20 protein-coding genes are annotated in these 25,619 nt (G+C 65.6%); 8 read left to right on the top strand and 12 right to left on the bottom strand.

What is annotated here, in order from left to right; all coding sequences use genetic code 11:
* Window positions 1–135: 135 nt before the first annotated feature.
* The 7 genes from KY499_RS12055 to KY499_RS18280 form a co-directional block, all read right to left on the bottom strand.
* The gene (locus tag KY499_RS12055; protein ID WP_123256166.1) at window positions 136–1,632 is read right to left on the bottom strand and encodes a bifunctional phosphatase PAP2/diacylglycerol kinase family protein; all 1,497 of its coding nucleotides are present in this window, start codon (window positions 1,630–1,632) and stop codon (window positions 136–138) included.
* 72 nt (window positions 1,633–1,704) lie between these two features.
* Window positions 1,705–2,892 (bottom strand): MFS transporter, encoded by a 1,188-nt coding sequence (locus KY499_RS12050; protein WP_219885482.1) that lies wholly within the window; start codon window positions 2,890–2,892, stop codon window positions 1,705–1,707.
* Window positions 2,889–3,659: a DeoR/GlpR family DNA-binding transcription regulator gene (locus KY499_RS12045; protein ID WP_219885481.1), complete on the bottom strand. Its 771-nt coding sequence runs from the start codon at window positions 3,657–3,659 to the stop codon at window positions 2,889–2,891. The genes KY499_RS12050 and KY499_RS12045 overlap by 4 nt, the downstream gene beginning before the upstream one ends.
* A 136-nt stretch (window positions 3,660–3,795) precedes the next feature.
* Entirely contained in the window at window positions 3,796–5,478 is a 1,683-nt protein-coding gene (locus tag KY499_RS12040) for an ABC-F family ATP-binding cassette domain-containing protein (RefSeq protein ID WP_219885480.1), read from the bottom strand.
* Window positions 5,479–5,532: 54 nt separating this feature from the next.
* The gene (locus KY499_RS12035) at window positions 5,533–5,796 is read right to left on the bottom strand and encodes a LysR family transcriptional regulator (RefSeq protein WP_258190743.1); all 264 of its coding nucleotides are present in this window, start codon (window positions 5,794–5,796) and stop codon (window positions 5,533–5,535) included.
* Window positions 5,797–5,849: 53 nt separating this feature from the next.
* A complete protein-coding gene (locus tag KY499_RS12030; protein ID WP_258190742.1) occupies window positions 5,850–7,034 on the bottom strand; it encodes a CdaR family transcriptional regulator in 1,185 nt (394 codons plus the stop codon).
* Window positions 6,943–7,530, bottom strand: coding sequence for a PucR family transcriptional regulator ligand-binding domain-containing protein (locus KY499_RS18280; RefSeq protein ID WP_258190741.1), 588 nt, complete (start codon window positions 7,528–7,530; stop codon window positions 6,943–6,945). Before KY499_RS18280 ends, KY499_RS12030 begins: the two co-directional genes overlap by 92 nt.
* Window positions 7,531–7,643: 113 nt before the next feature.
* On the opposite strand from KY499_RS18280, the gene KY499_RS18275 reads away from it, so the two are divergent.
* Genes KY499_RS18275 through KY499_RS12020 form a run of 3 tightly spaced genes read left to right on the top strand, consistent with a single transcriptional unit; the run spans window position 7,644 to window position 10,534 of the window.
* Window positions 7,644–8,717 (top strand): aldehyde dehydrogenase family protein, encoded by a 1,074-nt coding sequence (locus tag KY499_RS18275; RefSeq protein WP_375141091.1) that lies wholly within the window; start codon window positions 7,644–7,646, stop codon window positions 8,715–8,717.
* On the top strand, window positions 8,677–9,132 hold the full coding sequence (locus KY499_RS18270; RefSeq protein ID WP_375141090.1) for an aldehyde dehydrogenase family protein: 456 nt from the start codon (window positions 8,677–8,679) through the stop codon (window positions 9,130–9,132). The genes KY499_RS18275 and KY499_RS18270 overlap by 41 nt, the downstream gene beginning before the upstream one ends.
* A 28-nt stretch (window positions 9,133–9,160) precedes the next feature.
* Entirely contained in the window at window positions 9,161–10,534 is a 1,374-nt protein-coding gene (locus KY499_RS12020) for an aspartate aminotransferase family protein (RefSeq protein ID WP_219885478.1), read from the top strand.
* A 95-nt stretch (window positions 10,535–10,629) separates the two neighbouring features.
* Here the strand turns inward: KY499_RS12020 and KY499_RS12015 are convergent, their stop codons facing one another.
* From KY499_RS12015 to KY499_RS11995, 5 genes are all read right to left on the bottom strand, one after another.
* Window positions 10,630–12,663: a penicillin-binding transpeptidase domain-containing protein gene (locus tag KY499_RS12015; protein ID WP_219885477.1), complete on the bottom strand. Its 2,034-nt coding sequence runs from the start codon at window positions 12,661–12,663 to the stop codon at window positions 10,630–10,632.
* A gap of 91 nt (window positions 12,664–12,754) precedes the next feature.
* Complete coding sequence (locus tag KY499_RS12010) at window positions 12,755–14,200, bottom strand: NAD(P)/FAD-dependent oxidoreductase (RefSeq protein WP_219885476.1); 1,446 nt, start codon at window positions 14,198–14,200, stop codon at window positions 12,755–12,757.
* Window positions 14,193–15,662 (bottom strand): glycosyltransferase family 87 protein, encoded by a 1,470-nt coding sequence (locus tag KY499_RS12005; protein ID WP_219885475.1) that lies wholly within the window; start codon window positions 15,660–15,662, stop codon window positions 14,193–14,195. The genes KY499_RS12010 and KY499_RS12005 overlap by 8 nt, the downstream gene beginning before the upstream one ends.
* A 100-nt stretch (window positions 15,663–15,762) precedes the next feature.
* Window positions 15,763–16,347 (bottom strand): histidine phosphatase family protein, encoded by a 585-nt coding sequence (locus KY499_RS12000; protein ID WP_219885474.1) that lies wholly within the window; start codon window positions 16,345–16,347, stop codon window positions 15,763–15,765.
* Entirely contained in the window at window positions 16,348–17,874 is a 1,527-nt protein-coding gene (locus tag KY499_RS11995) for a CCA tRNA nucleotidyltransferase (RefSeq protein WP_219885473.1), read from the bottom strand.
* Window positions 17,875–18,056: 182 nt separating this feature from the next.
* Between KY499_RS11995 and KY499_RS11990 the strand changes: the two genes are divergently transcribed.
* The 5 genes from KY499_RS11990 to trxA all read left to right on the top strand — a co-directional run bounded on the left by KY499_RS11990 (window position 18,057) and on the right by trxA (window position 24,163).
* Window positions 18,057–18,605, top strand: coding sequence for an NUDIX hydrolase (locus KY499_RS11990; protein WP_375141089.1), 549 nt, complete (start codon window positions 18,057–18,059; stop codon window positions 18,603–18,605).
* Window positions 18,606–18,707: 102 nt separating this feature from the next.
* Complete coding sequence (murJ, locus tag KY499_RS11985) at window positions 18,708–20,771, top strand: murein biosynthesis integral membrane protein MurJ (protein ID WP_258190739.1); 2,064 nt, start codon at window positions 18,708–18,710, stop codon at window positions 20,769–20,771.
* A 171-nt stretch (window positions 20,772–20,942) separates the two neighbouring features.
* Window positions 20,943–22,658 carry an ABC transporter substrate-binding protein gene (locus tag KY499_RS11980; protein ID WP_219885472.1) on the top strand — a complete coding sequence of 572 codons (1,716 nt, stop codon included), beginning with the start codon at window positions 20,943–20,945 and terminating at the stop codon, window positions 22,656–22,658.
* A 179-nt stretch (window positions 22,659–22,837) separates the two neighbouring features.
* A complete protein-coding gene (trxB, locus tag KY499_RS11975; protein WP_123256186.1) occupies window positions 22,838–23,794 on the top strand; it encodes a thioredoxin-disulfide reductase in 957 nt (318 codons plus the stop codon).
* 42 nt (window positions 23,795–23,836) lie between these two features.
* On the top strand, window positions 23,837–24,163 hold the full coding sequence (gene trxA / locus KY499_RS11970; RefSeq protein WP_219885471.1) for a thioredoxin: 327 nt from the start codon (window positions 23,837–23,839) through the stop codon (window positions 24,161–24,163).
* Window positions 24,164–25,619: the final 1,456 nt, after the last annotated feature.

Raw genomic sequence — 25,619 nt, 5'->3', positions numbered from 1 at the left:
CTTTGCGTAGGGAGCGGGCAATAACAGTCCGCCGCGAACCGGCAAACGGCGTACACCCCACGCTACCCACACCGCCTACAGTTTTCCGCCGGTTTCAGGGATGAATCAGGGACGGTTCAGGGTGGTCCGGCCGTGTCAGGACCCGGGGGAGTAGTAGACCAGGGCATCGCGGCGGACGGTTAGGTCGACAGTGCGAACTCCGGCCATTACCTCGCCATCGACGGCCAGGACCATGGATGATTCCCCGGATTCCACCCGGATCCGGCTCGATTCGCTCAGGTGCGTGATGCCGGACGTTGCCACCGTTCCTGTCAGGACGGACCAGAGCAGTCGCACGCGCGCAAGGGCTTCGTCGGCCGTGATCATCCGAAGGTCAAGGACACCGTCATCCAACACGGGCCGAAGCAGCGGCGCGTGGTCTCGGGGGTAGTACCGGCCGCGGCCGATGTACAGGATCCAAAGCCGGTGCCGTACGCCGTCGACGATCAGGGTGGTGGGGCAGCCCGCCGCGAAGGTCCGGAACATGGCGATCACTCCTGCCAGTGGTTTCCCCAGCTTCTTCTGAAGCTGCTCCCGGCGGCGCACCAGATCCGGATAGAGTCCGATGCTTGCCGTATTGAGCATGGTCAGCTCGAGGCGTTCAGGGTTGTCCGGCTGCCCGCGCTCCACTCTCACCCGGCCGACGTCGGACCGTGCCGCCGTGCCCGACGCGGCGGCCTCGGCTGCAGCCTCAATGGTGGACGTCCCGGTGTCGCGGGCGAAATGGTTGAGCGTTCCTCCCGGCAATACCAGCAGGGGGAGGGAATGCTCGACGGCGGCGTTCGCGGCAGTGCCGACCGTCCCGTCGCCGCCCCAGACGCCGAGGGCGACGATGCCAGGGCGGGTCGCAACGGCATCAATTTCCGCAGCCACATCCGCGTCTTCGGCGAGAAGAATTATATACGCTTCCGGGAATATCTCTTCCAGGGCCGTTTTGGTCGCCGCCGCGTAGGAGCCGCCCAGGGTGTTGACGGCGATGCCCAGACCCCGCCCGGCAGGCAGTTGCGGCGCCACAACCGCGGTGCGCCGGGTGTCGGGCACGGGCGGACGGACAGGCCACCATTTCCTCGTCAGCAGGGCCGCTCCGGCGCCAATTGCCGACCCGAAAGCCACATCGGAGGGCCAGTGGGCTCCGGTATGGACCCGGGAGTAGGCCACCCCCGCCGCAACCGGGGCCAGCGCGGCGCCGAGCCCCGGGCGGACCAGCCCCACCCCGACAGCGAATGCCGCGGCGGAGGCAGAGTGTCCCGAGGGCATGGAGGAACTGGTGGGCTGGGGATGGACAAACCGGAACACCGGGAGGTGTTCCGGGTGGGGGCGGGCCCGCGGCAGCAGTGTCTTGAAGCCCAGGTTGGTGATGCTGGACGCGACGCCCTGCGCCAGCAGGCCGTGCAGGGCGGCACGCCGGGTCCTGCCGGGAAACAGGGCCAACACGGCGGCGATGCCGAACCACAGCTTTCCCTTGTTGGCCGCGGCCGAGAGCTGCCGGAAAAAATCGTCATGTACGCCGCCCGGGAAGGCTGACACGGCACTGACCAGTTTCCGGTCGAATCTGTCCGCCCTCCCCCGCGCCTTCCTCAGTATGCTCTGCACTGGACCACCCTACTGCCGCGGGACCGTGCGCGCCGTAGTCCGGTCAAGAGCACCCGGGCCCGCGGCGGCCGCTCACTTGCCGCGCAAAGACTTCGCGGCACCGGCAAGCATGAGTGCACCCAGAATCGGAACCCCGATCGCCAGCAGCGCGGTCCGGATTCCGGTTAGGTCCCCGAGGTAGCCCAACAGCGGAGGGCCGGCGAGGAAAGCGATGTAGCCCACGGTGGAAACCACCGAGACCCGGGCGGCGGCGTGCTTGGGATCGTCTGCCGCGGCAGACATGCCCATCGGGAACGCGAGGGCCGCACCGGCGCCCCACAGCGCGGCACCGGCTGTGGCGAGCCAGATATTTCCGGCCAGGACGAAGAGTCCCAGCCCCAGGGCCGCTGCGGCCATGCTGGCCCGGAGCAATGCCACCCGGCCGTAGATATCGATCGCCCTGCCGCCGAAAAATCGCACGGCAGTCATGGCCAGGACAAAGACAGCAAACAGCAGAGCGCCAGTGGACTGTGTGGCGTCAAGTCCGTCCACGGCTGCTTTGGCGATCCAGTCGTTTCCCGCGCCTTCGGTAAGGGTGGCGCCGAGCACCACGACGCCTATCAGCAGGGTGCGGCCATCCCGCCAGGCACTGGCGGCCCGTGGCTCCTTGGCTTCCCCGGCCGGCCGTGGAGCGGCCGGCACATGTTCGAGGAAGTACTTCGGTGTTACAAGGGCCGCGGCCGCAACTACGGCCGCGATCACCAGCAGGTGGGCCGGAAGCCCGATGCCGATGTTGGACAGCCCGGCGCCGATCAGGGCACCGACGAAGGCCCCGCCGCTAAAGGCGGCGTGGAACTGCGGCATAATTGTGCGGCCGAGTTTGTGTTCGACGTCGGCGCCTTCAATGTTCTGGGAGACATCCCAGAGTCCGATGCCGATGCCGAAGAAGAACAGTGAGATTGCAGTTCCCGAAACGGCTCCGGCTGCGAGTGACAGCGCGATGCCCACACCGGCGGCGGCCACCAGAAGCCCGGCGGCTCGAACCGTGTTGGCCGTCCCGATCCTGCCGACCACATGACCGGCGGTGGGCAGGGCGATCAGCGAACCAACCGCCACGCACAGCAGCAGTGTCCCCATCTGTCCGGCGGTGATCTGCAGGATCTCCGTGACCGCAGGGATGCGGGCGGCCCAACTGGCGAACACGAGCCCGTTGATACCGAAGATCAGGAATGTGGCGGCGGCCGCAGCCTTGAGCTGCGGCCGCGTTGCGGTTTGTGTCATACGATCATTGCTTTCACGGAGTATCGGTCAAGTTGGGCAAGTTCGTCCGGGCTGAACATCCAATCCGTAACAACGGCGTCGACGGCATCGAGCGGCGCGACGAGCGCCACGGCACTGGCGTTCCATTTGGAGCCGGAGCAGGCAACAATCACCCGCCCCGCGGATTCAAGTCCTGCGCGCTTCACCGCGGCGTCGTCGAGGTCGTGGGCCAACAGTCCGTCCTGAAGAGTCACCGCGCAGGGAGTGACCACCGCGGTATCGAAGCGCAGCGAGCGGATGTTGGCTTCCGTCATGGGTCCGCGGAAGGACTGCTCGCCGGGGACCAGGCTTCCGCCTGGCAGCAACAACTCGGGGCGGCATCCGGCCTGGGAATCCGCGGTCAGCACACTGACCGCCCGCAGAGACATGGGCATGATCGTCATCTCGCGATGCTGCAGCTGGCGGGCGATTTCCGTGGCTGTGGAGCCGCTGTCCAGCCAGACGTGGCTGTGGTCTTTGAGCAGCGCCGCAACTCCGGCGGCAATCCGTTTCTTGACGGCATTCTCTTCCAGCTCCCTCTGCGCGTACTCCGGGTTTTCGCCGCCGAACAGCAGGCTCTTGGCCCCGCCGTGTACCCTCCGCAGCACGCCATGCCGGGCCAGAACGTCGAGGTCGCGTCGGATGGTGGCACCGGAGGCACCGCACGCGGCCGCCAGTTCGTCCACGGTCACGCGCTCCCGGCCGCGCAGCAGGTCGCCGATCAGGCGGTGTCGCTCATCAGTCCTCATGATCAAATGATACCTATCATTGATTATTTGATCATTATTTGCGCAAGTTCCGTCCGCCTCCGGCCAAACAACGCGGGGTCAGATATCGCCTATAAACCGAAGGAATAAGGGCGCTATCCGACCCCGCGTCGTTGCTCTAGCGGGCGCGTTCGACCCGTTTTTCATCCCACACGGGTTCCGCAGACTCGTAGACCTTCCCGTCGGAGCCGAAGACGAGGAAACGGTCGAAGGTGCGGGCGAACCAGCGGTCATGGGTGACAGCGAGGACGGTTCCCTCAAAGTGGTCGATTGCCCGTTCCAGAGCCTCGGCCGAGTGCAGGTCGAGGTTGTCGGTGGGCTCATCGAGCAGCAGCAGGGTGGCCCCCGAGAGCTGGAGCAGCAGGATCTGGAAGCGGGCCTGCTGGCCGCCGGAGAGGGAGTCGTACTTCTGCTCCGACTGCCCGGCCAGGCCGTAGCCGTCCAAGGCACCGGCGGCCGCCTCGCGACCCAACCCGGAGCGGTGTTCGTCGCCGCGGTGCAGGATATCCAGCAGGGTCTTGCCGAGCAGGTCGGGGCGGATATGGGTCTGGGCGAAAAAGCCGGGCCGGATCCGGGCGCCAAGCTTCACGGTGCCTTCGTGCGGCACCTCGGCGATCTCGACCTCAGACACCGGCAGGTGCTCCCGCTCGGGATCTGTGCCGCCGGTGGCAAGCAGGCGCAGGAAGTGGCTCTTGCCGGAGCCGTTGGAGCCCAGCACGCCGACGCGATCGCCGAACCAGACCTCGGTGGAGAACGGCTTCATCAGACCGGTGAGTTCCAGCTTCTCGGCAACGACGGCCCGCTTGGCGGTACGTCCGCCTTTGAGACGCATCCGGACGTTCTGCTCTATCGGCAAGGCCTCGGGCGGTCCAGCCTCGAGGAATTTCGCCAGCCGGGTCTGCGCGGCCTGGTAGCGGTTGGCCATATCGGAGCGGAACGCCGCCTTGTTCTTGTACATATTGACGAGTTCCTTGAGCTTGACATGCTCCTCATCCCAGCGCTTCCGGAGTTCCTCAAAGCGGGCGTTGCGGTCGGCCCGGGCGTCGACGTAGGAGCCGAAGCCGCCGCCATGGATCCAGGCGCCGGCGCCGTTAATTCCGGGCTCGAGCGTGACGATCCGGCCCGCCGCGTTGTTCAGCAGTTCCCGGTCGTGGCTGATGAACAGGACGGTCTTCTTGGATTCGTTGAGTTTCGCTTCGAGCCAGCGCTTGCCCGGGACGTCGAGGTAGTTGTCCGGTTCGTCCAGGAGGAGCAGCTCGTCCGGGCCGGAGAAGAGCGCCTCCAAAACCAGGCGCTTCTGTTCGCCGCCGGAGAGGGTCGACGCCGGGCGGTGCTGGGCGCGGTCGAACGGCAGGCCGAGCGCGGCCATGCAGATCTCGTCCCAGACGGTTTCGACGTCGTATCCGCCGGCATCGCCCCAGTCCACAATGGCCTGGGCGTAGTTCATCTGGGTGGGTTCGTCGTCGTGCTCCAGCATGGCAAGTTCGGCCTCGTCCACGGCGCGGGCCGCGGCGGCCAGCGCCGGCGGGGCGGCGGACACCAGCAGGTCCCGGACCGTCGATTCGTCCCTGACCTGGCCGACGAACTGGCGCATGATGCCCATGTTGCCGGAGCGCCCGACCACGCCTTCATCCGGGACGAGGTCGCCGGCGATGATGCGGAACAGGGTTGTCTTCCCGGTTCCGTTCGGCCCGATCAGCGCCGTTTTGGTGCCGTCCGGAACCTTGAAGGTCACTCCGTTGAGGAGCTGGGTGCCGTCGGAAAGGAAGTAGTCGATGCCGGAAACGTCAATATGAGCCACGCTTCCATCCTCCCACGGCCCGGTCGGCCGGGCCGTGGGAGACGAGGCTGGCGGCTAGCTCATCACCAGGAGATCCGGCCGGCGTGCTGCCCACGGCCGGATGGCTTCAAGCGGCGCCAACCGTGAAAACCGTCGCGTCGTCGAACGGGTGACCCACGATCTGGACGCCCGCAGGCGCACAAACAGCTGTGTTGTCAGGCTGGCTTCAAGCTGGGCCATCGCTGTGGAGAGCGTCGACTGGGTCATCAGCAGCCGTTCGGCCGCGGCTGTCATATTTTCGAGCTCGGCTATCACCGCGAAGTACCGAAGCTGGGGCAAGATAAAAGGCTTCGCCATTCCTCAATGCGCGCATTCTGAGTAGGTCGGCACGGTCACAGGGTACGCAGCCGGTGCAGCAGGAGGGCCACGTGCAACGACGTCCGGGATTCGGCGTCGTCCAGGTCGACGGCGAGGAGCGCCTCAAGCCGGGCCAGCCGGGCGTAAAGCGTCGGCCGGCTCAGGTAGCCGTTGCGGGCGATGGCGGCCTTGTTGCCACCGGACTCAAGGTACTGTCCGAGCAACTCAAGGTACCCTTCCGCGCCCCGGGCTTCGGCGTTCAGGACGCCCTCCAGCTCGGACTCGACGAACTGCTGCACGCGGGGGTCCTTGCGCAGCAGAGCCAGCAGCCCTCGCAGGCGAACATCGGTCGCCCGATAGAACGGCTTGCGGCCACCCGGCAGGGTCGCGGCCGTCTCGGCGACGTGGGCAGCCTCGTCAATACCCGCCGCCGCCTCCAGCAGGGAACCGCGCAGGCGGCCGACGCCGATGCTCCACGTCACCTCCGGGTGGCCGGGCGGACGGCCTCCGTCCAGGGACGGACCGGACGGCGGCCTAGCACTGGCAAGGGCATCGGCGAGGCGCTGGAGCATCGGATCCTCAAGTTGTTTCGCCGGAATCGCCAGGATCATACCCACCGAACCTGACCGGATACTCGCTGTCAGTGCGGTGCCCGAGCCGGACTTGAGGGCCCGGGCGAGCTGCTCGAGCAGTGCCCGCTCCTCCTGCTGGCCGGCGAGCGGATCACCGTCGGCCGCCGCGTCGTCGGGCGATGACCCGGCGGACGCTCCGTCACTCCGGAATACCACCGGCACATAGTAGGACGAGCGTCTGAGGCCCAGCGCGGCGGCACGCGCCTGCGCTTCGCCCTCGCTCAGCCCGCGGGGCTGACGGAGGGCATTAAGGAGCCCGGCCTGCGCCTGGTGGCTCAGCTCCCGCCGGTCCCGCTCGGCCAGCCGATTGATGGCCAGCGTCTGTGCCGCGCGTTCCAGCACCATGGCCGCCGCCTCGTCGTCGTCGAGCGGCATGGGAACCACGAGCCGCCCCCACAGCTGCCGGTGCACGCCTACGGACGTTTGCAGCCAGGCTTCCGGGCCGCTCCGGGATGTCTCCGAGGCTGACGGTGTGGTCCGCGACCTCCGCTCCCAGTCATCGAGCAGGTCCGCGGTATTGAGTTGGCCGGCCGAAAATGCGAGGACGAGGTGCGAGAGGTCCTCCAGGACAACCGGGGCACCGATCATGGCTGAGGCCCTGCTCCACGACTTGCTGGGTCCCCGCGCTTTCCAGGCTCAGCGTTGTGAAAGCTTCGTGGACATCCCGCGCACGTTCCACGCGTTCCAACTGCTCGGCAACGATCGAACGGTGCACAATTTCCGTAATCTGCACGAAGCGTACCCGCCGTTCCACCACGATCACCGGCATCGTCGCGCCGGGCGCGGCCGCGCGCAGGGCGTCCATGCTCCGCATTCGGTTGCCGATGACTTCCACGACCAGGCCCGCGGCTCCCGCCTCCTCCAGCGACCGGATAAACGTTGCCGTGAGGCCGGGTGCCTTTTCCAGCTCAAGCCCCGTGGTCAGAACAAGCTCCCCGCCGGACAGGAGCCCGGAAATGTCGAGTACTTCGCTCACATGGACCCAGCGGACGGGGTTATCCAGGGCCTTCCCGCCACCGAGGATCTGCGGGTTGGCCTCCCGCAGCACGGGAAGGCCAAGGACGGATCGGACAGTGGGCTGCATTTACAAAGTGTAAAGCCCTTCACGTTTTTCTTTACATATTGGCTCTTATGGTGTGGCTCCGTGCCGGACACACTGGACGCAAGAGAGAACCCATCCCGCATGAGGAGAATTACGTGAACACCATCGAGCACTGGATCAATGGCAGCTACGTTCCGGCCGGCAGCCGGACGGCCCCCGTGACAAACCCCGCGACGGGTAAGGTCACCGGCCAGGTTTCCCTGGCCAGCCAGGAAGAGAGCGAGGCCGCAGTCGCGGCGGCCAGGGCCGCGTTCCCCGCCTGGCGGGACACCTCCATTGCCCGCCGCACCCAGGTGCTCTTCGCCTTTCGCGAACTGCTCAATGCCCGCAAGGGCGAGCTCGCCGCCATCATCACATCCGAGCACGGCAAGGTTTTGGACGACGCCCTCGGAGAAGTGACCCGGGGGCAGGAAGTCGTCGAGTTCGCCTGCGGCATCCCGCACCTGCTCAAGGGCAGCTACACGGAGAACGCATCCACCAACGTGGATGTCCACTCCATCCGGCAGGCTCTTGGGCCGGTCGGGATCATCAGCCCATTCAATTTCCCGGCCATGGTGCCCATGTGGTTCTTTCCACTCGCCATCGCCGCCGGCAACACCGTCGTCATCAAGCCCAGCGAGAAGGACCCAACGGCCACCAACTGGATGGCCGAACTCTGGAAGGAAGCCGGATTGCCGGACGGTGTTTTCAATGTTTTGCACGGCGACAAGGTGGCCGTCGACGCCCTGCTCACGCACCCCGATATCAAGGCCGTCTCCTTCGTCGGATCCACGCCGATCGCGAAATACGTCTACCAGACCGCAACCGCCAACGGGAAGCGCGTGCAGGCCCTCGGCGGCGCCAAGAACCACATGATTGTTTTGCCCGACGCCGACCTGGACCTCGCGGCCGACGCCGCGGTCAACGCCGGATTCGGCTCGGCGGGCGAGCGTTGCATGGCCATCTCGGCGCTCCTCGCGGTAGGCGGCATAGCGGATGAGCTCGTGGCGAAAATCGCGGAGCGCACACGGTCGCTCCGCACCGGCGACGGCCCTGCGCGGCTGCGACATGGGCCCGCTTGTAACGGCCGTTCACCGCGACAAGGTCGCGGGCTACGTCGACGCCGGGGAGGTCTCCGGTGCCACGCTGGTGGTCGACGGGCGCGACGTCGCCGCCGACGCGGAAGGTGACGGCTTTTTCGTCGGCCCGACGCTCTTCGACAACGTCACTCCGGACATGTCCATCTACCAGGACGAGATTTTCGGACCCGTACTCTCCGTGGTGCGGGTTGAGAGCTACGAGCAGGCGCTGGAGCTGATCAACACCAACCCCTACGGCAACGGCACCGCCATTTTCACGAACGACGGCGGCGCGGCCCGCCGCTTCGAGAACGAGGTCGAAGTAGGCATGGTCGGCATCAACGTCCCTGTGCCGGTCCCCATGGCCTATTACTCCTTCGGCGGCTGGAAGAATTCACTGTTCGGCGACACCCACGCCCACGGCACGGAGGGCGTCGGATTCTTCACGAGGGGCAAGGCTGTGACCTCCCGTTGGCTGGATCCCAGCCACGGCGGCATCAACCTCGGCTTCCCCCAGAACGCCTAACCGGCGCCCCACCAGAAAGGGACTCGACGTGACCTCCACTATTGACAGCGGCATTCAGCCGCTCCAGCACGATTCGGAAGGCGCCCGCCGGGCGTACGAACTGGACCGCAAGCATGTCTTCCACTCGTGGTCCGCCCAGGATCTCCTGGACCCCATGGTCATCATCGCGGCCGAGGGCTCCCATGTATGGGACGGGGAGGGGAACAGGTATCTGGACTTCTCGTCCCAGCTGGTCAACACGAACATCGGCCACCAGCACCCCGCCGTCGTGTCCGCGATCGCAGCCCAGGCCGCAAAGTTGTGCACCATCGCTCCGGGCTATGTCAATGACGCCCGCTCCGAGGCAGCCCGATTGATCGCGGAGCGGACACCGGGGGAACTGGACAAAATCTTCTTCACCAACGGCGGAGCGGATGCCAATGAACACGCGGTCCGCATGGCCCGGCTCCACACCGGCCGCCATAAGGTCCTCTCGGCTTACCGCTCGTACCATGGCGGCACCCAGCTGGCCGTGAACCTTACCGGGGATCCGCGCCGTTGGGCCAGTGACAATGCCAGCACCGGGACCATCCACTTCTTTCCACCGTACCTGTACCGCACCGCGTTCCACTCCACAACGCAGGAGGAGGAAAGTCAGCGGGCGCTCGAACACTTGGAGCAACTGGTCGGTTTCGAGGGTCCGTCCACCATCGCGGCGCTGATTCTCGAATCGATTCCGGGGACAGCCGGCATCTACCTGCCCCCGCCCGGCTATCTCCAGGGCGTAAGGGACCTCTGCACCAGATACGGCATCGTCCTAATCTGTGACGAGGTCATGTCAGGCTTCGGCCGCACGGGCAAGTGGTTCGCCGTCGAGCACTTCGACGTCGTCCCGGACCTGCTGACGTTCGCCAAAGGCGTGAATTCAGGCTACGTTCCGCTCGGTGGCGTGGCCATCAGCCCCGAAATCGCGGCGACATTCGGCCAGCGTGTCTACCCGGGCGGCCTGACCTACTCGGGCCACCCGCTGGCGACCGCGGCCGCGGTGGCCACCATTAAAGCCATGGAGCACGAACAGACCGTGCAGCACGCGGCCTTCCTCGGGGAAACCGTGATCGGCCCGGCGCTTTCCGGCTTCGCGGACAGGCACCCCTCTGTCGGCGAGGTGCGCGGAACAGGGGTCTTTTGGGCCATCGAGCTGGTCAAGAACCGTGGGACACGCGAGCCGATGGCTGCCTATGGCACCTCAAGCCCGGAAATGAACCAGCTCGTGGCGGCCTGCAAGTCACGAGGGCTCCTGCCGTTCGCCAACTTCAACCGCATCCATGTGGTCCCGCCCTGCAACACCCTGGTGGCGGACGCCCGGGCCGGGCTCTCAATCCTGGACGAGGTTCTGGACATTGCGGATGGTTTCGCAGCCTAGGTGTTCTTCCTACTGACGCATGGGAAGGACGGCAGTTCCCTCAGCTCGCAGAAGGGTCCGCCGCAGCCCTGCAAAACGTGCGGGAGGGTCCGCCGTCAGCCGGCCGCGGTGAGGAACTCTGCCAGCAGGGGACCCGAGGTGGTGGCGCCAAAGCCGCCGTCTTCCACGAACACGGCGACGGCCAGGTCGCCGTGAACGGCCACGATCCAGGCGTGGGTTTTGGGCGGATTGTCCGTGCCGAATTCCGCGGTTCCGGTCTTTGCGCCCACCGGCGCGCCGGGGACGGATGCCAGGAAGCCGGCATGTCCTGAGGTCACGACAGCACGCATCATGTCCGCCAGCGCTGCCGCTTCCGCCGCCGTGACGGGCGGCCCGGCGGCAGTGGCCGGAGCGTCCGCGGACGAGGTTGGCGTGGCGCCTGTTTCGGTCGGAGAACCCGACGGTGTGGCGGTTTGCGGCGCAGCTGGCACGGAGGCCGTCGCGGACGAACCGCGCGCCGGAGCTTCAACACCGGCATCCGGATTCAGTACCAGCTGTGGCGAAAGGACGTCCCCCTTGGCGACGGAGCCGGCCATAACCGCAGCGGCCAGCGGGGACAGCAGTACCTTGCCCTGGCCGATCATGGATGCTGCATGTTCGGTGCCAGTGGCGGTGCCCGGGACGGAGCCGAGGAAGGCGGCAGCACCCAGCGAGGGGGCCGGGACCGCGATGCCCAGGGCGGTGGCAGCGGACTCCAACTGGGGCTGGCCGACTGTTTCCCGGGCGTTAATGAAGGCCGTATTGCAAGAGTGGGCGAAGGCATCGCGCAGGATCACGGACCCCAGTGAGGATGCGGGGTAACCCTCCGCGTTTTTGAAAGTCCTGCCGTCCACGGTAAGGGTCGGCGGGCAGTCCACCATGGAATCAGGGGTCATGCCATTGCGGATCATCGCCAGGGAATCCACGATCTTAAAGATGGAACCGGGGGCATACTGGCCCAGCAATGCGGTGTCGTACCCGTTGCTGCCGGGCCCGGATGCAGCAGCGAGCACTGCCCCGGTGGAGGGCCGGAGCGCCACAATCGCCGAAGCGGGTCCGATCTTGGCCAGAACGCCCTCCGCCAGTAACTGCAGGGACGGGTCCAGGGTCGTCTTCAGCGGCGTCCCCGCCCTGGCCGGCACCTGAAACAGGAGCCGGCGCGGACCGTTCGGCAGCGCTTCCCGTTCTTCCACCGTCAGGCCCGGCGTCTCGGCAAAGACCTCAACCCCGTCGGTGCCGCGCAGTTGAGCGTCGTAGCGCTGTTGCAGACCGCCCGTTCCGGTGCTGTCCCCGGGCTTCAACGCGCCGCCGGATCCCTCGATCTGTTCGGCGCTGGCTTCGCTGACCGAGCCCAGCAGGGCGCGAGCGAAGGTCCTGGTCGGCGCGAGGGGCATTGAATCCGGGATGGCCCGGGCACCAGGAATCGCCGCGATCTGTCCCTCGGTGACGGTCCGGCCGTCCTGGCGCAGGACGATGGCCGTAATGAAGGCTTCAGCGCCGGCTGCCTGCACCTGCTGGGCGTACGCCGCAGGGTCGGCGCCGACGAGGAGGGCAAGAGCCGTGGCCGATGACCCCACGTCCTCCGGGCTCAGCAGGGACTTATCGATTCCCACGTTCACGACGAGCCGTGAGGTGACCAGAGGAACGTCGCCTGCGCCGAGGATGTCCGCCCGCGCCGGCGCCTGCGTGGAGGCGCCAATGATCTCGTCCTCGGTCAGCCCGGGCGCCAAGGTGGCGGGGTTCCACACCGTCAACCACTTGTCCCCGCTTTTCTTCAACTGGGCGCTGGTCGTGTACTTCCACTCTCCGGTGCCGATTTTCCAGCTGTAGTCGAGCGGGACAGTGGCGAGGTCCGATTCCAGTCTCACCTCACCGGCGTCAACCGATGGCCGGGCGGGTTCCAGGTCCTTGAAGACAGCCTTGAGCTGTTCATTGGCGGCTCCGGAGTCCTTGCCCTCGAAGGCAACGGATCCGACGTCCAGCGCCTCGATGGCAGAGGCAAGTTGCTTCGCCGCGTTCTCGGCGCCGGCACGGCCGTCGTCGCATCCCACCAGGGATACGCCGAGCAAGAGACAGACGAGTGCCAGTGCAGGTTTTTGTGATTTCCCCATGGCGCCATTATGCACCGCACCCCGACGACGTCGGTGTCGTACGGTTTTGGTCCCCTGCTGCCGTCCGGCGGAGGCCGCCAGGATCCCGCTTTTAAGCCTGCCAGCCGAGGCCGGGGAGCGGCAGCCCGAATATGTCTTTCAGGGCATTCTTTGCCGCGTGCAGGCCCGGCATGCCTGTAACTCCGGGGCCGGGCGGAGTGGACGAGGAGCACAGATACACGCCGGGCACGGGCGTGCGCCAGGGGACGGGGCTGAGTACCGGCCGCTGCAGGATGCCGCGGAGATCCATCAGACCGGCACTGAAATCCCCGCCTACATAGTTCTCGTTGTACTCCGCCAGCCCGGCCGCCGTCGTTACCTTGAAACTCACCACCAGGTCCCGGAAACCGGGGGCGAACCGTTCCAGTTGCGCGATCACTGCCTCGCCCATGTCCACGGTGGATCCGGCCGGAACGTGGCAGTAGGACCAGAGGATATGCCGTCCTGACGGGGCGCGGCCGGCATCGAAGCGCGACGGCTGCGAGACCAGCACATAGGGCCGTTCGGGGTGGCGGCCGGTGGCCACAAGATGTTCAGCCTCGGCAGTCTCGGCCCGCGTCCCGCCGACATGGACGGTGCCGGCGTCGGCCAGTTCCGGGGCCGTCCACGGCACCGGTCCGGACAGAATGAAGTCGACCTTGCAGGCGGCGTTCCCGAAGCGGTAGGACTCCAGTGTGCGCCGGTAGCGCGATGGCAACTGTCCCGCCGCCAGCCGCAGCAGACCGGGCGGGGCCACGTCGAGCAGCGTCGCCCGGACCGGCGGAAGTTCCGCCAGCGAACCGATGCGGGTGCCGGTTTCCACCACGCCGCCGTGGGCGCGGATATCGGCAACCATTGCCGCCGCAATCGCGGCAGAGCCGCCAACGGGGATAGGCCAGCCGCCTACATGCCCGAGCGTGCCAAGCATCAGGCCGGCGCCGGCCGCCGCCAGTGCCGGGAGTGGCGATACCGCATGCGCGGCAGCGCCCGTGAGCAGGGCCGGTGCGAGCTCTTCGCGGAACCTCAGCCCCCACAGCGGCGAGCCTTGTTCCAGCGTCCTGAAGCCGAACACGGCAGCGGCCAGGGGGTCATCCGGGATCCTCAGCAACTGGTTGAGCGTCAGCGCCGTGATGCCTTCGACCCGGCGCACGAGGGGGGCCATCAGCCGCCGGTACGCTCCGCCGTCGCGCCCCAGTCCGTCGGCGGTCCGGTCAAGCGAACGATAGGCAAGCGCGGCACGGCCGCCGTCGAGCGGAGAACCGTAGGATATGTCCGGAATCTCCAGCCGGATACGACGGGCCAACTCGAACTGCCGGAAGAACGGCGAGGCCAGCACCATAGGATGCACCGCGGAGCAGACATCGTAAACATGACCGGGCTCGATCAGTTCCAGAGTTCGCAATCCGCCGCCTGGTGTCGGCGCCGCCTCGTAGACGTGGACGCTGAGTCCTGCCCGTGCCATGATCACCGCGGCAGCAAGTCCGTTCGGTCCGGCACCGACGACGGCGACGTCAGGCATTGGTGCGTTCCTTGCGCCAGGGCAGGACAGAAGCTGCCGGCTGCCGGAGATCCAGACGCAATCGGTCCGGGGCGCCGTCGAACGGGCCCCCGTGGGGATCGTCCATGCCGTGGCGGCGGATAACGTCATACCCGGGATCCCAGATATCCCAGACCACCCGGGCCATCAGGTACGCCGTGGCGACCATGTGGCCGACCACGGCGAGGACGTAATAGGGCATGTCAATGTTGTGCTGGGCCACTCCGCCGCTGGTGGCCTGTCCCAGGTACAGCCAGATAGCGGCCCAGTGCAGGCCCTCGACGGCCTGCCAGACCAGGAAATCCCGCCAGCGGGGCCGGGCGAGGGCGACGAGGGGAATCAGCCACAGGACAAACTGCGGCGAGTACACCTTGTTGGTGAGGATAAAGGCTGCCACGATCAGGAACACCAGTTGCGCAAGGCGGGGGCGCCGGGGAGCCGTGAGCGCGAGCACCGCAATCAAAATGCAGGCGAGCACAAAGAGGTCCAGTGCCAGGGCGTTGATGGCTTCGGCCTGCAGTGGTTGCCAGCCCACCCGCCCGGCCACGAGGTTGTAGGCAAACCACGGCGAGCTGTAGCCGGCCGGCCGGTCCTCCGTGAACTGGTAGAAGTATTTCCAGCCTTCCGGGTTCAGCATGGCCACCGGAACATTGACCGCCAGCCAGGCAGCCACTGCGGCGCCGGACGTCACCAGGAACCCCCGGATGCGTCCTGTCCGCAAGGCCAGCAGCACGATGGCGCCGAGGATCAGGAGCGGGTAAAGCTTCGTAGCCGTGCCGAGACCGATAAAGATGCCGGCGAGTACGAGCTTGTTGCGGGAAAAGAAGTACATGCCGACGGCCAGCAGGCCCACGGCCCACATGTCCCAGTTGATCACGCCGGCCAGGACGATACCGGGGGCGAGGGCCACCATGGCCGCATCCCAGGGCCGCCGGCTCGTCATCCGGGCCGTGATCAGGACCGTGACAATCCATACCGCCGCGATCAGGGTGGCATTGATGTCGAAGTAGGCCAGAATGCGGGAGTCGTCCACCCCGGATCCGGGCACCAGCAGGGCGGTGGCCCCGGCAATGAAGCCCATCAGCACCGGGTACTCAAAAAACTTGCCCGGCGTGACGAACGGGAAGGCGCCATAGCCCAGTCCGCGGTTGCGAAACAGCTCCGGGAAGTCCGAATAACACGTGGCGTAGAACTGGCCGGGGGAGTCCCAGCCGTTGACGCGGCAATGGTTCTTGACCAGGATTCCCGCCAGCGCCGCCAGGACGGTCAGCAGCACCAGCACCCGGTCCACGGTAAAGAAGCCCGGCGCGATGACTCCGGGGGCCGAGCGCCGGCCCATCGGACCGCCGATCAGCTCCGTGAAGTTACGCAGCAGCAGGTCGCTGCGGCTCGGGATGACAAGTCGAGCCCGTTCCCGGCGCTCCACCGGCTTTGTCTCCTGCATGCTCCTGAGCATACCGGGCGGACACCTCTGGCCTGCCCGGCGAAGTGCCGGCCACGTACCGAGGCAACGTGCCAGGCGGCTGTTGCCTGAGGAAGACGTCCTAGAGGCCCCAGCGGACGATTGCCGGCGTCTTCTTGTCCCACCCCAGGGTGCAAACCTTTGCCGTCCCCAGCACGAAGTGCCGGCCCTCGTGCGGGTCCAGTCCAAGCCAGCGGGCGGTCAGAATCCGGGAGAAATGTCCGTGGGCGACGATCAGGACGTTGTCCAGTCCGGATTCGAGCACGCGGGCCACAATCTTGTCCGCGCGGGCGGCGACGTCGTCGAGTGCTTCGCCGTTCGGTACACCGTGGGTCCAGATCAGGTATTCCGGGTTGTCCTTACGGATCAGGTCGGAGCTGATGCCTTCGTAGTCGCCATAGTCCCATTCCACCGCCAGCGGTTCCTGGACGGCGTCAGGATAGCCCGCGAGTTCCGCGGTGCGCCGTGCGCGCCGCAGGGGAGAGGTCAGGACGAGATCGAAGTCGACGGCTTCGAGCGCTTTCCGGGCCTCGACGGCCTGCTGCTCACCTTCAACCGTAAGCGGCATGTCCGTGAGCCCGGTGTACTGCCCGCTCTTGGACCATTCGGTTTCGCCATGCCGCAGGATCCACAGTTGCGGACGGGAACCGTTGAAGGGGGTGATCACTTAGGACTCCTCGGTGGTGGAAAGGGCGACGCCGGAGGATCCGGCGGGGGCAATGGTTGCGGGCGGGGCCGGGCTGCCGGCGGGGGTGGCCGCCTCGGGCTGCGCCGCCCACCATGCGCGCAGTTTGGACTCGGCGTCCGCCGGGTCGAGCGGACCGTGCTCCATCCGCTCCTCCAACAGGAACTTGTAGGCCCGGCCGACCACAGGTCCCGGCGTGAGCCCGAGCAGTGCCATGATCTGTCCGCCGTCCAAGTCCGGGCGCACCGCCTCGAGGGATTCCTGCTCGCGGATTGCTGCGATCCGGGCCTCTAGATCGTCGTAGGCGAAGGACAGGCGGTCGGCCTTGCGCTGGTTCCTGGTGGTCACGTCGGACCGGGTGAGCCGGTGCAGCCGTTCCAGGAGGGGGCCGGCGTCGGTGACATAGCGGCGGACGGCAGAGTCGCTCCAGCCGGCTTCACCGTAGCCGTAGAAGCGCATGTGCAGCTCCACGAGCCGGGCAACCGCCTTGGTCGTGTCGTTGTCGAAACGCAGGGTCTTCATCCGCTTCGAGGTGAGCTTGGAGCCGACCATGTCGTGGTGCCGGAAACTCACGGCTCCGCCCGGTTCGAAACGGCGGGTAGCCGGTTTGCCGATGTCGTGCATGAGGGCCGCGAACCGGAGCACGAAGTCCGGCCCGGGGACGGACCCGTCAGCACCGGTCTCGAGGGCCGCGGCCTGCTCCAGCACCTGCAGGGAATGCTGGTAGACGTCCTTGTGGCGGTGATGCTCATCGGATTCCAGCCGGAGGGCGGAGACCTCGGGCAGGACAAACTCCGCCAGTCCGGTGTCCACCAGCAAATCCACGCCGACCCGGGGGTGGGCGGCGCAGATGAGCTTGACCAGTTCGTCCCGCACCCGTTCGGCCGAGATGATCGTGATCCGCTCAGCCATCCGGGTCATCGCCTCGCGGACATCCTCGCGCAGGCTGACACCCAGCTGGGCCGCGAACCGGGCGGCGCGCATCATGCGCAGCGGATCGTCGGAGAAGGATGTTTCGGGCGGTCCCGGCGTTGCGAGGACGGAGTCATGGAGATCGCGGACGCCGCCGAACGGGTCCACCAGCTCCAGCGTCGGCAGACGCAGGGCCATGGCGTTGATGGTGAAGTCCCGCCGGAGCAGATCATCCGTCAGCGAACTCCCAAAAGCCACGACCGGTTTGCGCGATTCGGGGTCATAGGCATCGGCGCGGTACGTGGTGATCTCGATCTGGAAGCCGGCTTTGCGCATTCCGATGGTGCCGAAGGCGCGCCCGATCTCCCAGTAGTTGTCCGCCCACTTCTTAATCAATTTCACCGTCTGATCCGGTGCGGCGTCCGTGGTGAAGTCCAAATCGGGGGAAGCCCGGCCCAGGAAGAGGTCGCGCACCGGTCCGCCGACCAGGGACAGCTCGTGGCCCGCGTCGACGAACCGCCGACCAAGCTCCAGAACCACCGGGTCCACCTGGAAATCAACGGTGTGGGTGTCAATCTTGTGATGTGCGTGCGCCATAGTTTCTTAAGCTTGTCAGAAAACCCGGCCAGCACCACACCGAAAGCCTCGTGAATCCCGGGATCGACCGGAGTGGAACGCAGACCGGAGATGCCCGCACCGGCAATCCACTTTTCCGACGGTCCACTTTCCGGCCATGTTCAGGTCATCAACTCCCGGGAAGAGTCGTTAGAGTGGACTTCATGGCCCATCCCGTACCGAGCGCTCCCGGCAGGAGGACGAACGCACCGTTGCCCTCGGCAATCGGTGCTAACGTCGCGCCCGCCCAGCACACGGGGCACGCCTCCCTGCCGACAGTGGAAGAGGTCTCCGCCGGTGGTGTTGTGGTCGATACCTCCGACACCGATCTCCGGGTGGCGATCATTGCCCGCATCAACCGCGGTGGCCGCCTGGAATGGTGCCTGCCGAAAGGCCATCCGGAGGGCCAGGAGAGCAATGAGGAAGCTGCCGTCCGTGAAATCGCCGAAGAAACCGGCATCGACGGCAAGATCCTGGCGCCGCTGGGAAGCATCGACTACTGGTTCACCGTCAGCGGGCACCGGGTCCACAAGACGGTCCACCACTTTCTCCTGCAGGCCACCGGCGGCGAACTCACAATCGAAAATGACCCGGACCAGGAAGCCGTCGACGTCGCCTGGGTGCCCATCCGCGAACTGGCCCGCAAGCTTTCCTTCCCGAACGAGAGGCGCATTGCCGACCTCGCGAGGGAAGTCCTTCCCGAAGACTGCTGACGGGCTCCCGGACCCGCCCACGGGACCCCGGGAGCCGCTCACGCCGACGCGTTCGCGCGAGGGTGAAGCACGAACCCGTGCCTGGGTGAGATTATGAAGACGATGTCTTCCGCCGATCCCACTCCCGCCAGCCCTGGTTCCAGCCCCGGCCCCGGCCCGTCCGAAGCCAAGGCCGTCCACTCAGGTGAAGCCCGCTCCAGCGCCATCATGGCGGCCGGAACACTGGTCTCGCGTTTTCTGGGCTTCGGCAAGACCTGGATGCTCGGTGCCGCGCTTGGCCTCGGGTCAACGGTCACCGACACCTTCATCAACGCCAACAACCTGCCGAACCTGATCTTCCTGCTGGTGGCGGGCGGTGTTTTTAATGCCGTCCTGGTACCGCAGATCATCAAAGCCAGCAAGGGCCCGGACCGCGGAGCGGACTACATCAGCCGGCTCCTCACGCTGGCCGTACTCGTACTGCTGACGCTGACCCTGCTGGTGACCCTGTTGGCACCGTGGATCATCGAACTCACAACCCAGGGCTACTCGCCGCAGCAGAAATCGCTCGCAGTCTCCTTTGCGTTCTGGTGCCTCCCGCAAATCTTCTTCTACGGCCTCTATGCCCTGCTCACCCAGGTCCTGAACGCCAACGGCGCGTTCGGACCCGCCATGTGGGCTCCGATCCTGAACAACATCGTGGCAATCGCCGGGCTCGGCATGTTCATCGCGATTCTGGGCGCGAATGTTGCCAACCCGCACACCCTGGACAACTGGGGACCTTTCCAGACTTTCCTGGTGGCCGGAGTCTCTACCATCGGCGTCATCAGCCAGACCGCCATCCTGCTGATCCCGGTATTCCGGCTCCGGCTCGGTCTCCGGCCACGCTTTGGCTGGCGCGGTGTCGGGCTGGGACAGGCGGCCAGGCTGAGCGTCTGGACGCTGGCTACCGCCGCCGTCGGGCAGCTCGCGTTCCTATACGTCATGCGCATCGCCACCATCCCGGGCGCGGAGCGCCTCCGACTGGAACGTTCCGGTGACCCGGCCGCGGAGACGCTGCCGGGCAATGCGGTACTCGAAGTCGCCAGCCAGCTCTATCTGCTGCCGCACTCCATCATTGCGCTCTCGCTTGCCACGGTGCTGTTCAACCGGATGACCCGGGCCTCGCAGGACGGAAACCACGCCGAACTCCGGAACGCCCTGTCCCACGGTTTGCGGACCATGGCTGTCGCCACGGTCTTCGGGGCACTGGCGCTTTTTGCCCTCGCCGGGCCGCTGGGTATGTTCTTCTCCGGCGGAGACCGGCAGGACGGCGCCATGCTCGCCCAGACGCTGACGATCCTTGCGCTGAGCACACCGTTCATGAGCGCCAACTTCATGATGTCCCGGGTGTTTTACGCCAACGAGGACGCCAAAACCCCCTTCTTTATCCAACTGGTCCTCGCCCTGGTCAATCTGGTGTCCGCCTTCGCCATCCAGTTCCTGCCCTTCGATCAGATCATTTTCGCCATCGCCATCCTGTACACCGGCGGAAACATCCTTTCGGTACTGGTCAGCGCCATCTTCCTGCGGCGCCTCCTCGGACACCTGGACGGTCCGCGCGTCATGAGCTCCTACATCCGCATGGGCTATGCCGCTGTGGGATCGGCCCTCGCAGGGGCCCTGGCCCTGTGGCTGCTGGGCAGCTACACCGCGGACGGATTCGCCTGGAGCAGCCGCATCGCCGCCCTGGTGACGATCGCCGTCGTCGGACCCGTGATGCTCGCCATTTATCTGCTCCTGTTGAAGCTGTTCCGCGTGACCGAACTCCGGGATCTTCTGCAGCCGCTCCTGGGCAGGCTCGGGCGGGGCCCGGCCGCGGCCCCCGCGGAGACGCCCACCGCAGGTGCCGCCGTGGCCCGAACGGCACCGGAACGGGCCACCGTATCTGTAGATACCGGCTTAATTCCGCGGATATCGGGGGAGTTCGATTCAGCGTCCTTCCGAGCAGGTCCCGACGTCGGCGATTCCTTCTACGGGCGCCCATCAGGACCGCCAGGCGGCTACCTGCCGGATGAAGACCTTCCTTCGACTGCCCAGGGCGGTCCGGGGCGCAGTGGGATTCCCCTACCCGGCCGCAGAACCTATCAGGGCCCGGCCGGCCACAATCCTTCTTTTCCGTTTGGCCGGAAAAAGAAGAAAAAGTGACGAAGGCGCGGTCACAGCCAGCCTCGCTCCCGCCGCGCAGACACTGAATCGGCTAGGATCGAAAGCTAACAAGGGAGTTGCAGACCAGCGGTTCACCGGCTTTCCGGGGGACGCGCGATCACTCATGCAGTGATCATGGCCGGCAATTTCCTGACAGTCTAGGAGGAGCCCGTGTCCCACCCGATCGATGTCGGATCAGTACTTGGCGGCCGCTACAAGGTCATTGCCGCCGTACTGACCTCGCATGACCAAGATCTGGTGCTGGACGGTGTGGACCAGGTACTGAACCGTGCCGTGAGCATCCTCGTCGCCGGTCCCGGCAACGCAGACCAAGTGGCGCGCAGTGCACGTGAAGTCGCCACGGGTGAACGGCCCGGCAGCGTGCAGATCCTGGACCTGCATGTCAGCGACACTTCCACCTACCTGATCACGAACCACACGTCGGCGGCCGATCTGCTGGATCTGGTGGTCCCGCCCAACCCGCCCTACGTGGAGCCGTTCTTCACCGACACCCTCGGCAGCGAGATCTTCGGGCAGCCGCGCTCCAGCGAACCCGAAACTTACGATGGCCTCTACGACGACGAGGATGTAGAAGCCGGCTACATCGACTACGGGCAGGCCCGGCCGGCAGGAGCCCCCCGGCCGGCTCCTGTCTCGAAACCTGACGCACGTCCGGTCCCAGCCCGTGCCGACCGGCCGGCCGGTGTGCCGCCGAAGCCGCCCGCATCCCGCGCTGAAGCCACCGCCGGCGCCGCGGGGGCCGCGGGGGCCGCAGCCGCGGCCGCTGCTTCGGGCGCTGCAGCTAACGGGGCTGCGAAAAAGGCCCCAGCCGGCAGCCCGGCCGGCGGAGCCGCCAAACCCCAGGGAATCGAACCCCAGGGTGCGGGCACGGCAGCGCAGGATGCAACCGCTCACGCTACGGCGCCCCAGCCGGTCCAGAACGGGACGGCCCGACGCCCTGAGTCGCCGTCCACCGAAGCGGCGCCGGTGTCAGAGGCTGCGAAGCCCAAGGTTTCTTTGTGGTCGGCTGAGGATTATGCCGACGTCGATACCGGCGAGGGTGAGCAGGTGACCCAGCCCGGACACGTCCCGGCAACCGCTTCAGCTGCGGCCGTGCCCGGCGGGCTGGACACGGAGGACCGTGCCCCGGTCAATTTCCCTGCCTCGGCCCGGACCGCCCAGTCTTCCGCGGACGATGAGTTCCGCGACGATGAGGGTGAGGCCGACGAGGACCCGCGTGAGCCCCGGTCCATGCGGTGGCTCGTCGGCGGTTTGCTGGCCGCCGTCCTGGTGGTCGGGCTCGTTTTCGCCGTCGCGAATCTGGGCAGTCTCTTCCGGAGCACCCCCCAGTCCAATCCGGTTCCGACCTCCACCGCTGACACGCCGACACCGGAAGCGACTCAGGACTCTGCATCACCGAGCGCCACCGCAGCACCGGCGGGACCGCCCGCTATCGACGGAGTCACGCGGCTGGGAAATTTTGATTTCGCCGCCACGTACGACGGCGATCTGTCGAAAACCTTCGACGGAAACGGGGCCAGCTACTGGTCCGACATGGAGTTCGCTACGGATAACTGGGGTGGTCTTGCCAGTGAGGTTCCGCTCGTCGTGAAGCTCAAGGATACGTCCAAGGTCTCCTCCGTGACCTTGAGCCAGCTCGGTGCCTCCGGTGGAAGTATCAGCGTCTTTACCAACAGCAAACCGTCCTTGGACGGGGCCAAACAGGTCGGCAGCAACAGCTTCACGTCGCCGGAACTGAAGATCCCCCTCCAGGAACCCGTCACTGCCCAGTATGTGATTGTGTCCATTAAAACGCTGCCCAAGCTGGCAGCTCCCAAGACCCGCTACGGCTTCGGGCTTCGTCTGGCCGAGATCAAAGTGCAGTGACGGGCTTGTAACGCAAGCACGCTTCCCCGGGGGGCCGTGCCCGGTTAACCGGTACCCTGAATGGTGGCGCCATGCCGTGACGCTGTATCCGACCGGAATATTCAAGCCCCAGTGCTAGTTGTGCCATGTGGCCGGCCATCGAGGCGGGCGCATCGAAAAAGGAAGAGGTTCACCGCCCAGTGAGCAACGCAGAAAACACCGCGTCTGACGTACGTGATGTCATCATCGTCGGCTCCGGTCCGGCCGGCTACACCGCTGCCGTGTATACCGCGCGCGCCAACCTGAAGCCGCTGATGCTGGCCGGATCGGTAACCGCCGGCGGTGAACTGATGAACACCACCGACGTCGAGAATTACCCGGGATTCCCGGAAGGCATCATGGGACCGGACTTGATGGAGAACTTCGAAAAGCAGGCCGCCAGGTTTGGCACGGAAATTCAGTTTGAGGATGTCACCGAACTGGATCTCGCCCGCGATATCAAGACGGTCACGATCGCCACGGGGGAGACCTTCCGTGCGCGGGCCGTCATCCTTTCCACCGGATCCGCTTACCGGGAACTTGGCCTGCCGAACGAAAAGCGGCTCTCCGGCCACGGCGTCAGCTGGTGCGCAACCTGCGATGGTTTCTTCTTCAAGGACCAGGACATCGCCGTGATTGGTGGCGGCGATTCTGCCATGGAAGAGGCGCTGTTCCTTACCAAATTCGCCAAATCTGTCACCGTCGTGCACCGCCGCGATACCCTGAGGGCGTCGAAAATCATGGCTGACCGCGCACTTGCCCACGAAAAGATCAGTTTTGTGTGGAACACCGGCGTCGAAGATGTCCTCGGCCAGGAGAAAGTCACCGGCCTGCGCCTGAAGAATCTGCTCGACGGCACCGAGTCTGACCTGGCCGTCACCGGCGTGTTCGTAGCCATCGGCAACGATCCCCGTACGGAGCTCGTCAAGGGCATCCTGGACCTTACGCCGGAGGGAACCATCGCCGTGGACGGCAGGACGTCCAAGACCAGCGTCAAGGGCGTCTTTGCTGCTGGCGACGTCATCGACCCGACCTACCGCCAGGCCATCACCGCCTCGGGTTCCGGGTGCGTGGCCGCACTCGACGTCGAGCACTACCTTGCGGATATTCACGCCTAATCGGCGCAAGCCAACCCATCGAAGAAAGAGAGAGAGCGGATTATGAGCAACGCAAAAGACGTAACGGACGCAAGCTTCAGCACCGATGTATTGGCTGCCGATAAGCCGGTCATCGTGGATTTCTGGGCCGAATGGTGCGGCCCCTGCCGCAAACTCGGCCCCATCCTCGACGAAATCTCCGTTGAGTACAGCGACAAGGTAAACGTCGTCAAGGTCAACGTCGATGACAACCCGGCGATCGCCGCCAAGTACGGCATCACTTCCATCCCGGCCGTCTACCTGTTCCTCGGCGGCGAGGTCAAGAACACGGTGATTGGCGCCAGGCCCAAGCAGTACTTCGAAAAGGAATTCGCCGACGTACTGTCCTAGCGGCGGCCGGTCCTAGAGATCGCCAACGCAGCCTGACCCCGGTTTGAAACGGTGGCCCCTGCTTCTTCGAAGCGGGGGCCACCGTTCGTTGTAGATGGCCCTTGCAGTGGGACCTGGGGTGGAATTCCTGTGGCAGGGGAGGATGCAGAGGGCTGCCCCGGGTGCAGGCGCGCCAGTCCACTCCGCGCGTATAGTGATATCCAAACTTTTACGGTTGTTTATCCCTGTAAAATCGTCCTGACGGCTCCGGAGTGGCCGATCAGATCCCTGCGGCGCTCAGTTTGCCCGCTGTGTATCATTTCGGGGTAGCGGTTCTTCGATCCCCAGGACAATAACGCTGCCGGGGCAGTTCACGGCAGGCCATGCTGATAAAGGATGTTTCACGTGAAACGTTCCGTTATGTTCTTATGGGGCCGAAGGCCCGATCCCATCCGAGATCTGGGTACCATACCGAGAACAACGAAGGCCAGAGGCCAACACTGCCAGCACAACGCATTCCGGATTCATCGCCAGAACAGTATATTGAACGGCGACGCCGTGGACGGTCCCGGCGGTTTCACGTGAAACATCGCGCCCCACTGAGCGCACTGCGTTCCGATTCCGAGCGGACCCTTTGAATATTGTGCTTCCGGTGGACAAGTAAGCCGTTGACGCGCAATGGTCTAATGGTCGCGAAGGCAGCCTCCGCCCGCAGCAGTTTCCTGCCCGACGCAACGCCACGCCGCTCAATAAATCGAACTGTGGCTTCGTTTTTTGGATGATGCAACTTAAATTTGGTGACAGAACGCACTCAGGCCGCGCTTAATTCTCCACAGACGGCAAATAACTTGACTCGGCAGATCAACCTCTGGAGAAGTCAGACCCAAGGAAAGCGTTCCACGTGAAACATGGCTCCCGGAACTGGCGATCTGAGCTTGGCAGAGTTCAGCGGGAAATGTGGCCACCGATGACCAGCATGAGGTGATCGAGCCAGGGACAAGCGAACTCCGCAAAGACACAGATATAGCACCGCTATCCGGCATTGCGGATTTTTGGAGCAAATTTTGATGCAGCAGCAGAAGTCGTAGATCTGACCGGGAGCGTTTCACGTGAAACATGACTTCCTTTTTGATCGTGGCAGTAGGGCCAGTCGGCGCCCAATGTGTCTTGGATCCAGCCGCGGTCGATCCGTCCAATGCCGCCTTCACCATGCAAACCAAGAGACAGTCCGCCCCTGCCGTTGCCCGCCGCACCTTACAGGTTCAAACCGACAGAGCCGCACGTCCTAAACCGCGGCAGTCAATTGCAGCGGAACGACGACTCTTCAAGCGAGTCGGGCGGGCGTTGATGCCGCCACACTGAGGTGTGGCCGCTACGGGGCAGGTGGCCACTACTGAGAGGCTGGTGACCGTCAGGAATAAACAGTCGAACCAAGAAGGGACGGTTGCGTCGGCCCGCTATGCCGCAGTCCCAACCG

This window comes from Arthrobacter sp. PAMC25284 (assembly GCF_019443425.1).
Classification (GTDB): domain Bacteria; phylum Actinomycetota; class Actinomycetes; order Actinomycetales; family Micrococcaceae; genus Arthrobacter; species Arthrobacter oryzae_A.
Note: the sequence above shows the minus strand (reverse complement) of the source record. Positions and strands in the feature narration are given on the sequence as shown.

What these genes read in the sequence shown, in the direction of transcription:
- KY499_RS12050 (WP_219885482.1), bottom strand. Translation starts at nt 2,892, where the DNA reads ATGACACAAACCGCAACGCGGCCGCAGCTCAAGGCTGCGGCCGCCGCC.
- KY499_RS12045 (WP_219885481.1), bottom strand. Translation starts at nt 3,659, where the DNA reads ATGAGGACTGATGAGCGACACCGCCTGATCGGCGACCTGCTGCGCGGC.
- KY499_RS12030 (WP_258190742.1), bottom strand. Translation starts at nt 7,034, where the DNA reads ATGATCGGTGCCCCGGTTGTCCTGGAGGACCTCTCGCACCTCGTCCTC.
- KY499_RS18280 (WP_258190741.1), bottom strand. Translation starts at nt 7,530, where the DNA reads ATGCAGCCCACTGTCCGATCCGTCCTTGGCCTTCCCGTGCTGCGGGAG.
- KY499_RS12015 (WP_219885477.1), bottom strand. Translation starts at nt 12,663, where the DNA reads ATGGGGAAATCACAAAAACCTGCACTGGCACTCGTCTGTCTCTTGCTC.
- KY499_RS12010 (WP_219885476.1), bottom strand. Translation starts at nt 14,200, where the DNA reads ATGCCTGACGTCGCCGTCGTCGGTGCCGGACCGAACGGACTTGCTGCC.
- KY499_RS12005 (WP_219885475.1), bottom strand. Translation starts at nt 15,662, where the DNA reads ATGCAGGAGACAAAGCCGGTGGAGCGCCGGGAACGGGCTCGACTTGTC.
- KY499_RS11995 (WP_219885473.1), bottom strand. Translation starts at nt 17,874, where the DNA reads ATGGCGCACGCACATCACAAGATTGACACCCACACCGTTGATTTCCAG.
- KY499_RS11990 (WP_375141089.1), top strand. Translation starts at nt 18,057, where the DNA reads ATGGCCCATCCCGTACCGAGCGCTCCCGGCAGGAGGACGAACGCACCG.
- murJ (WP_258190739.1), top strand. Translation starts at nt 18,708, where the DNA reads ATGTCTTCCGCCGATCCCACTCCCGCCAGCCCTGGTTCCAGCCCCGGC.
- trxA (WP_219885471.1), top strand. Translation starts at nt 23,837, where the DNA reads ATGAGCAACGCAAAAGACGTAACGGACGCAAGCTTCAGCACCGATGTA.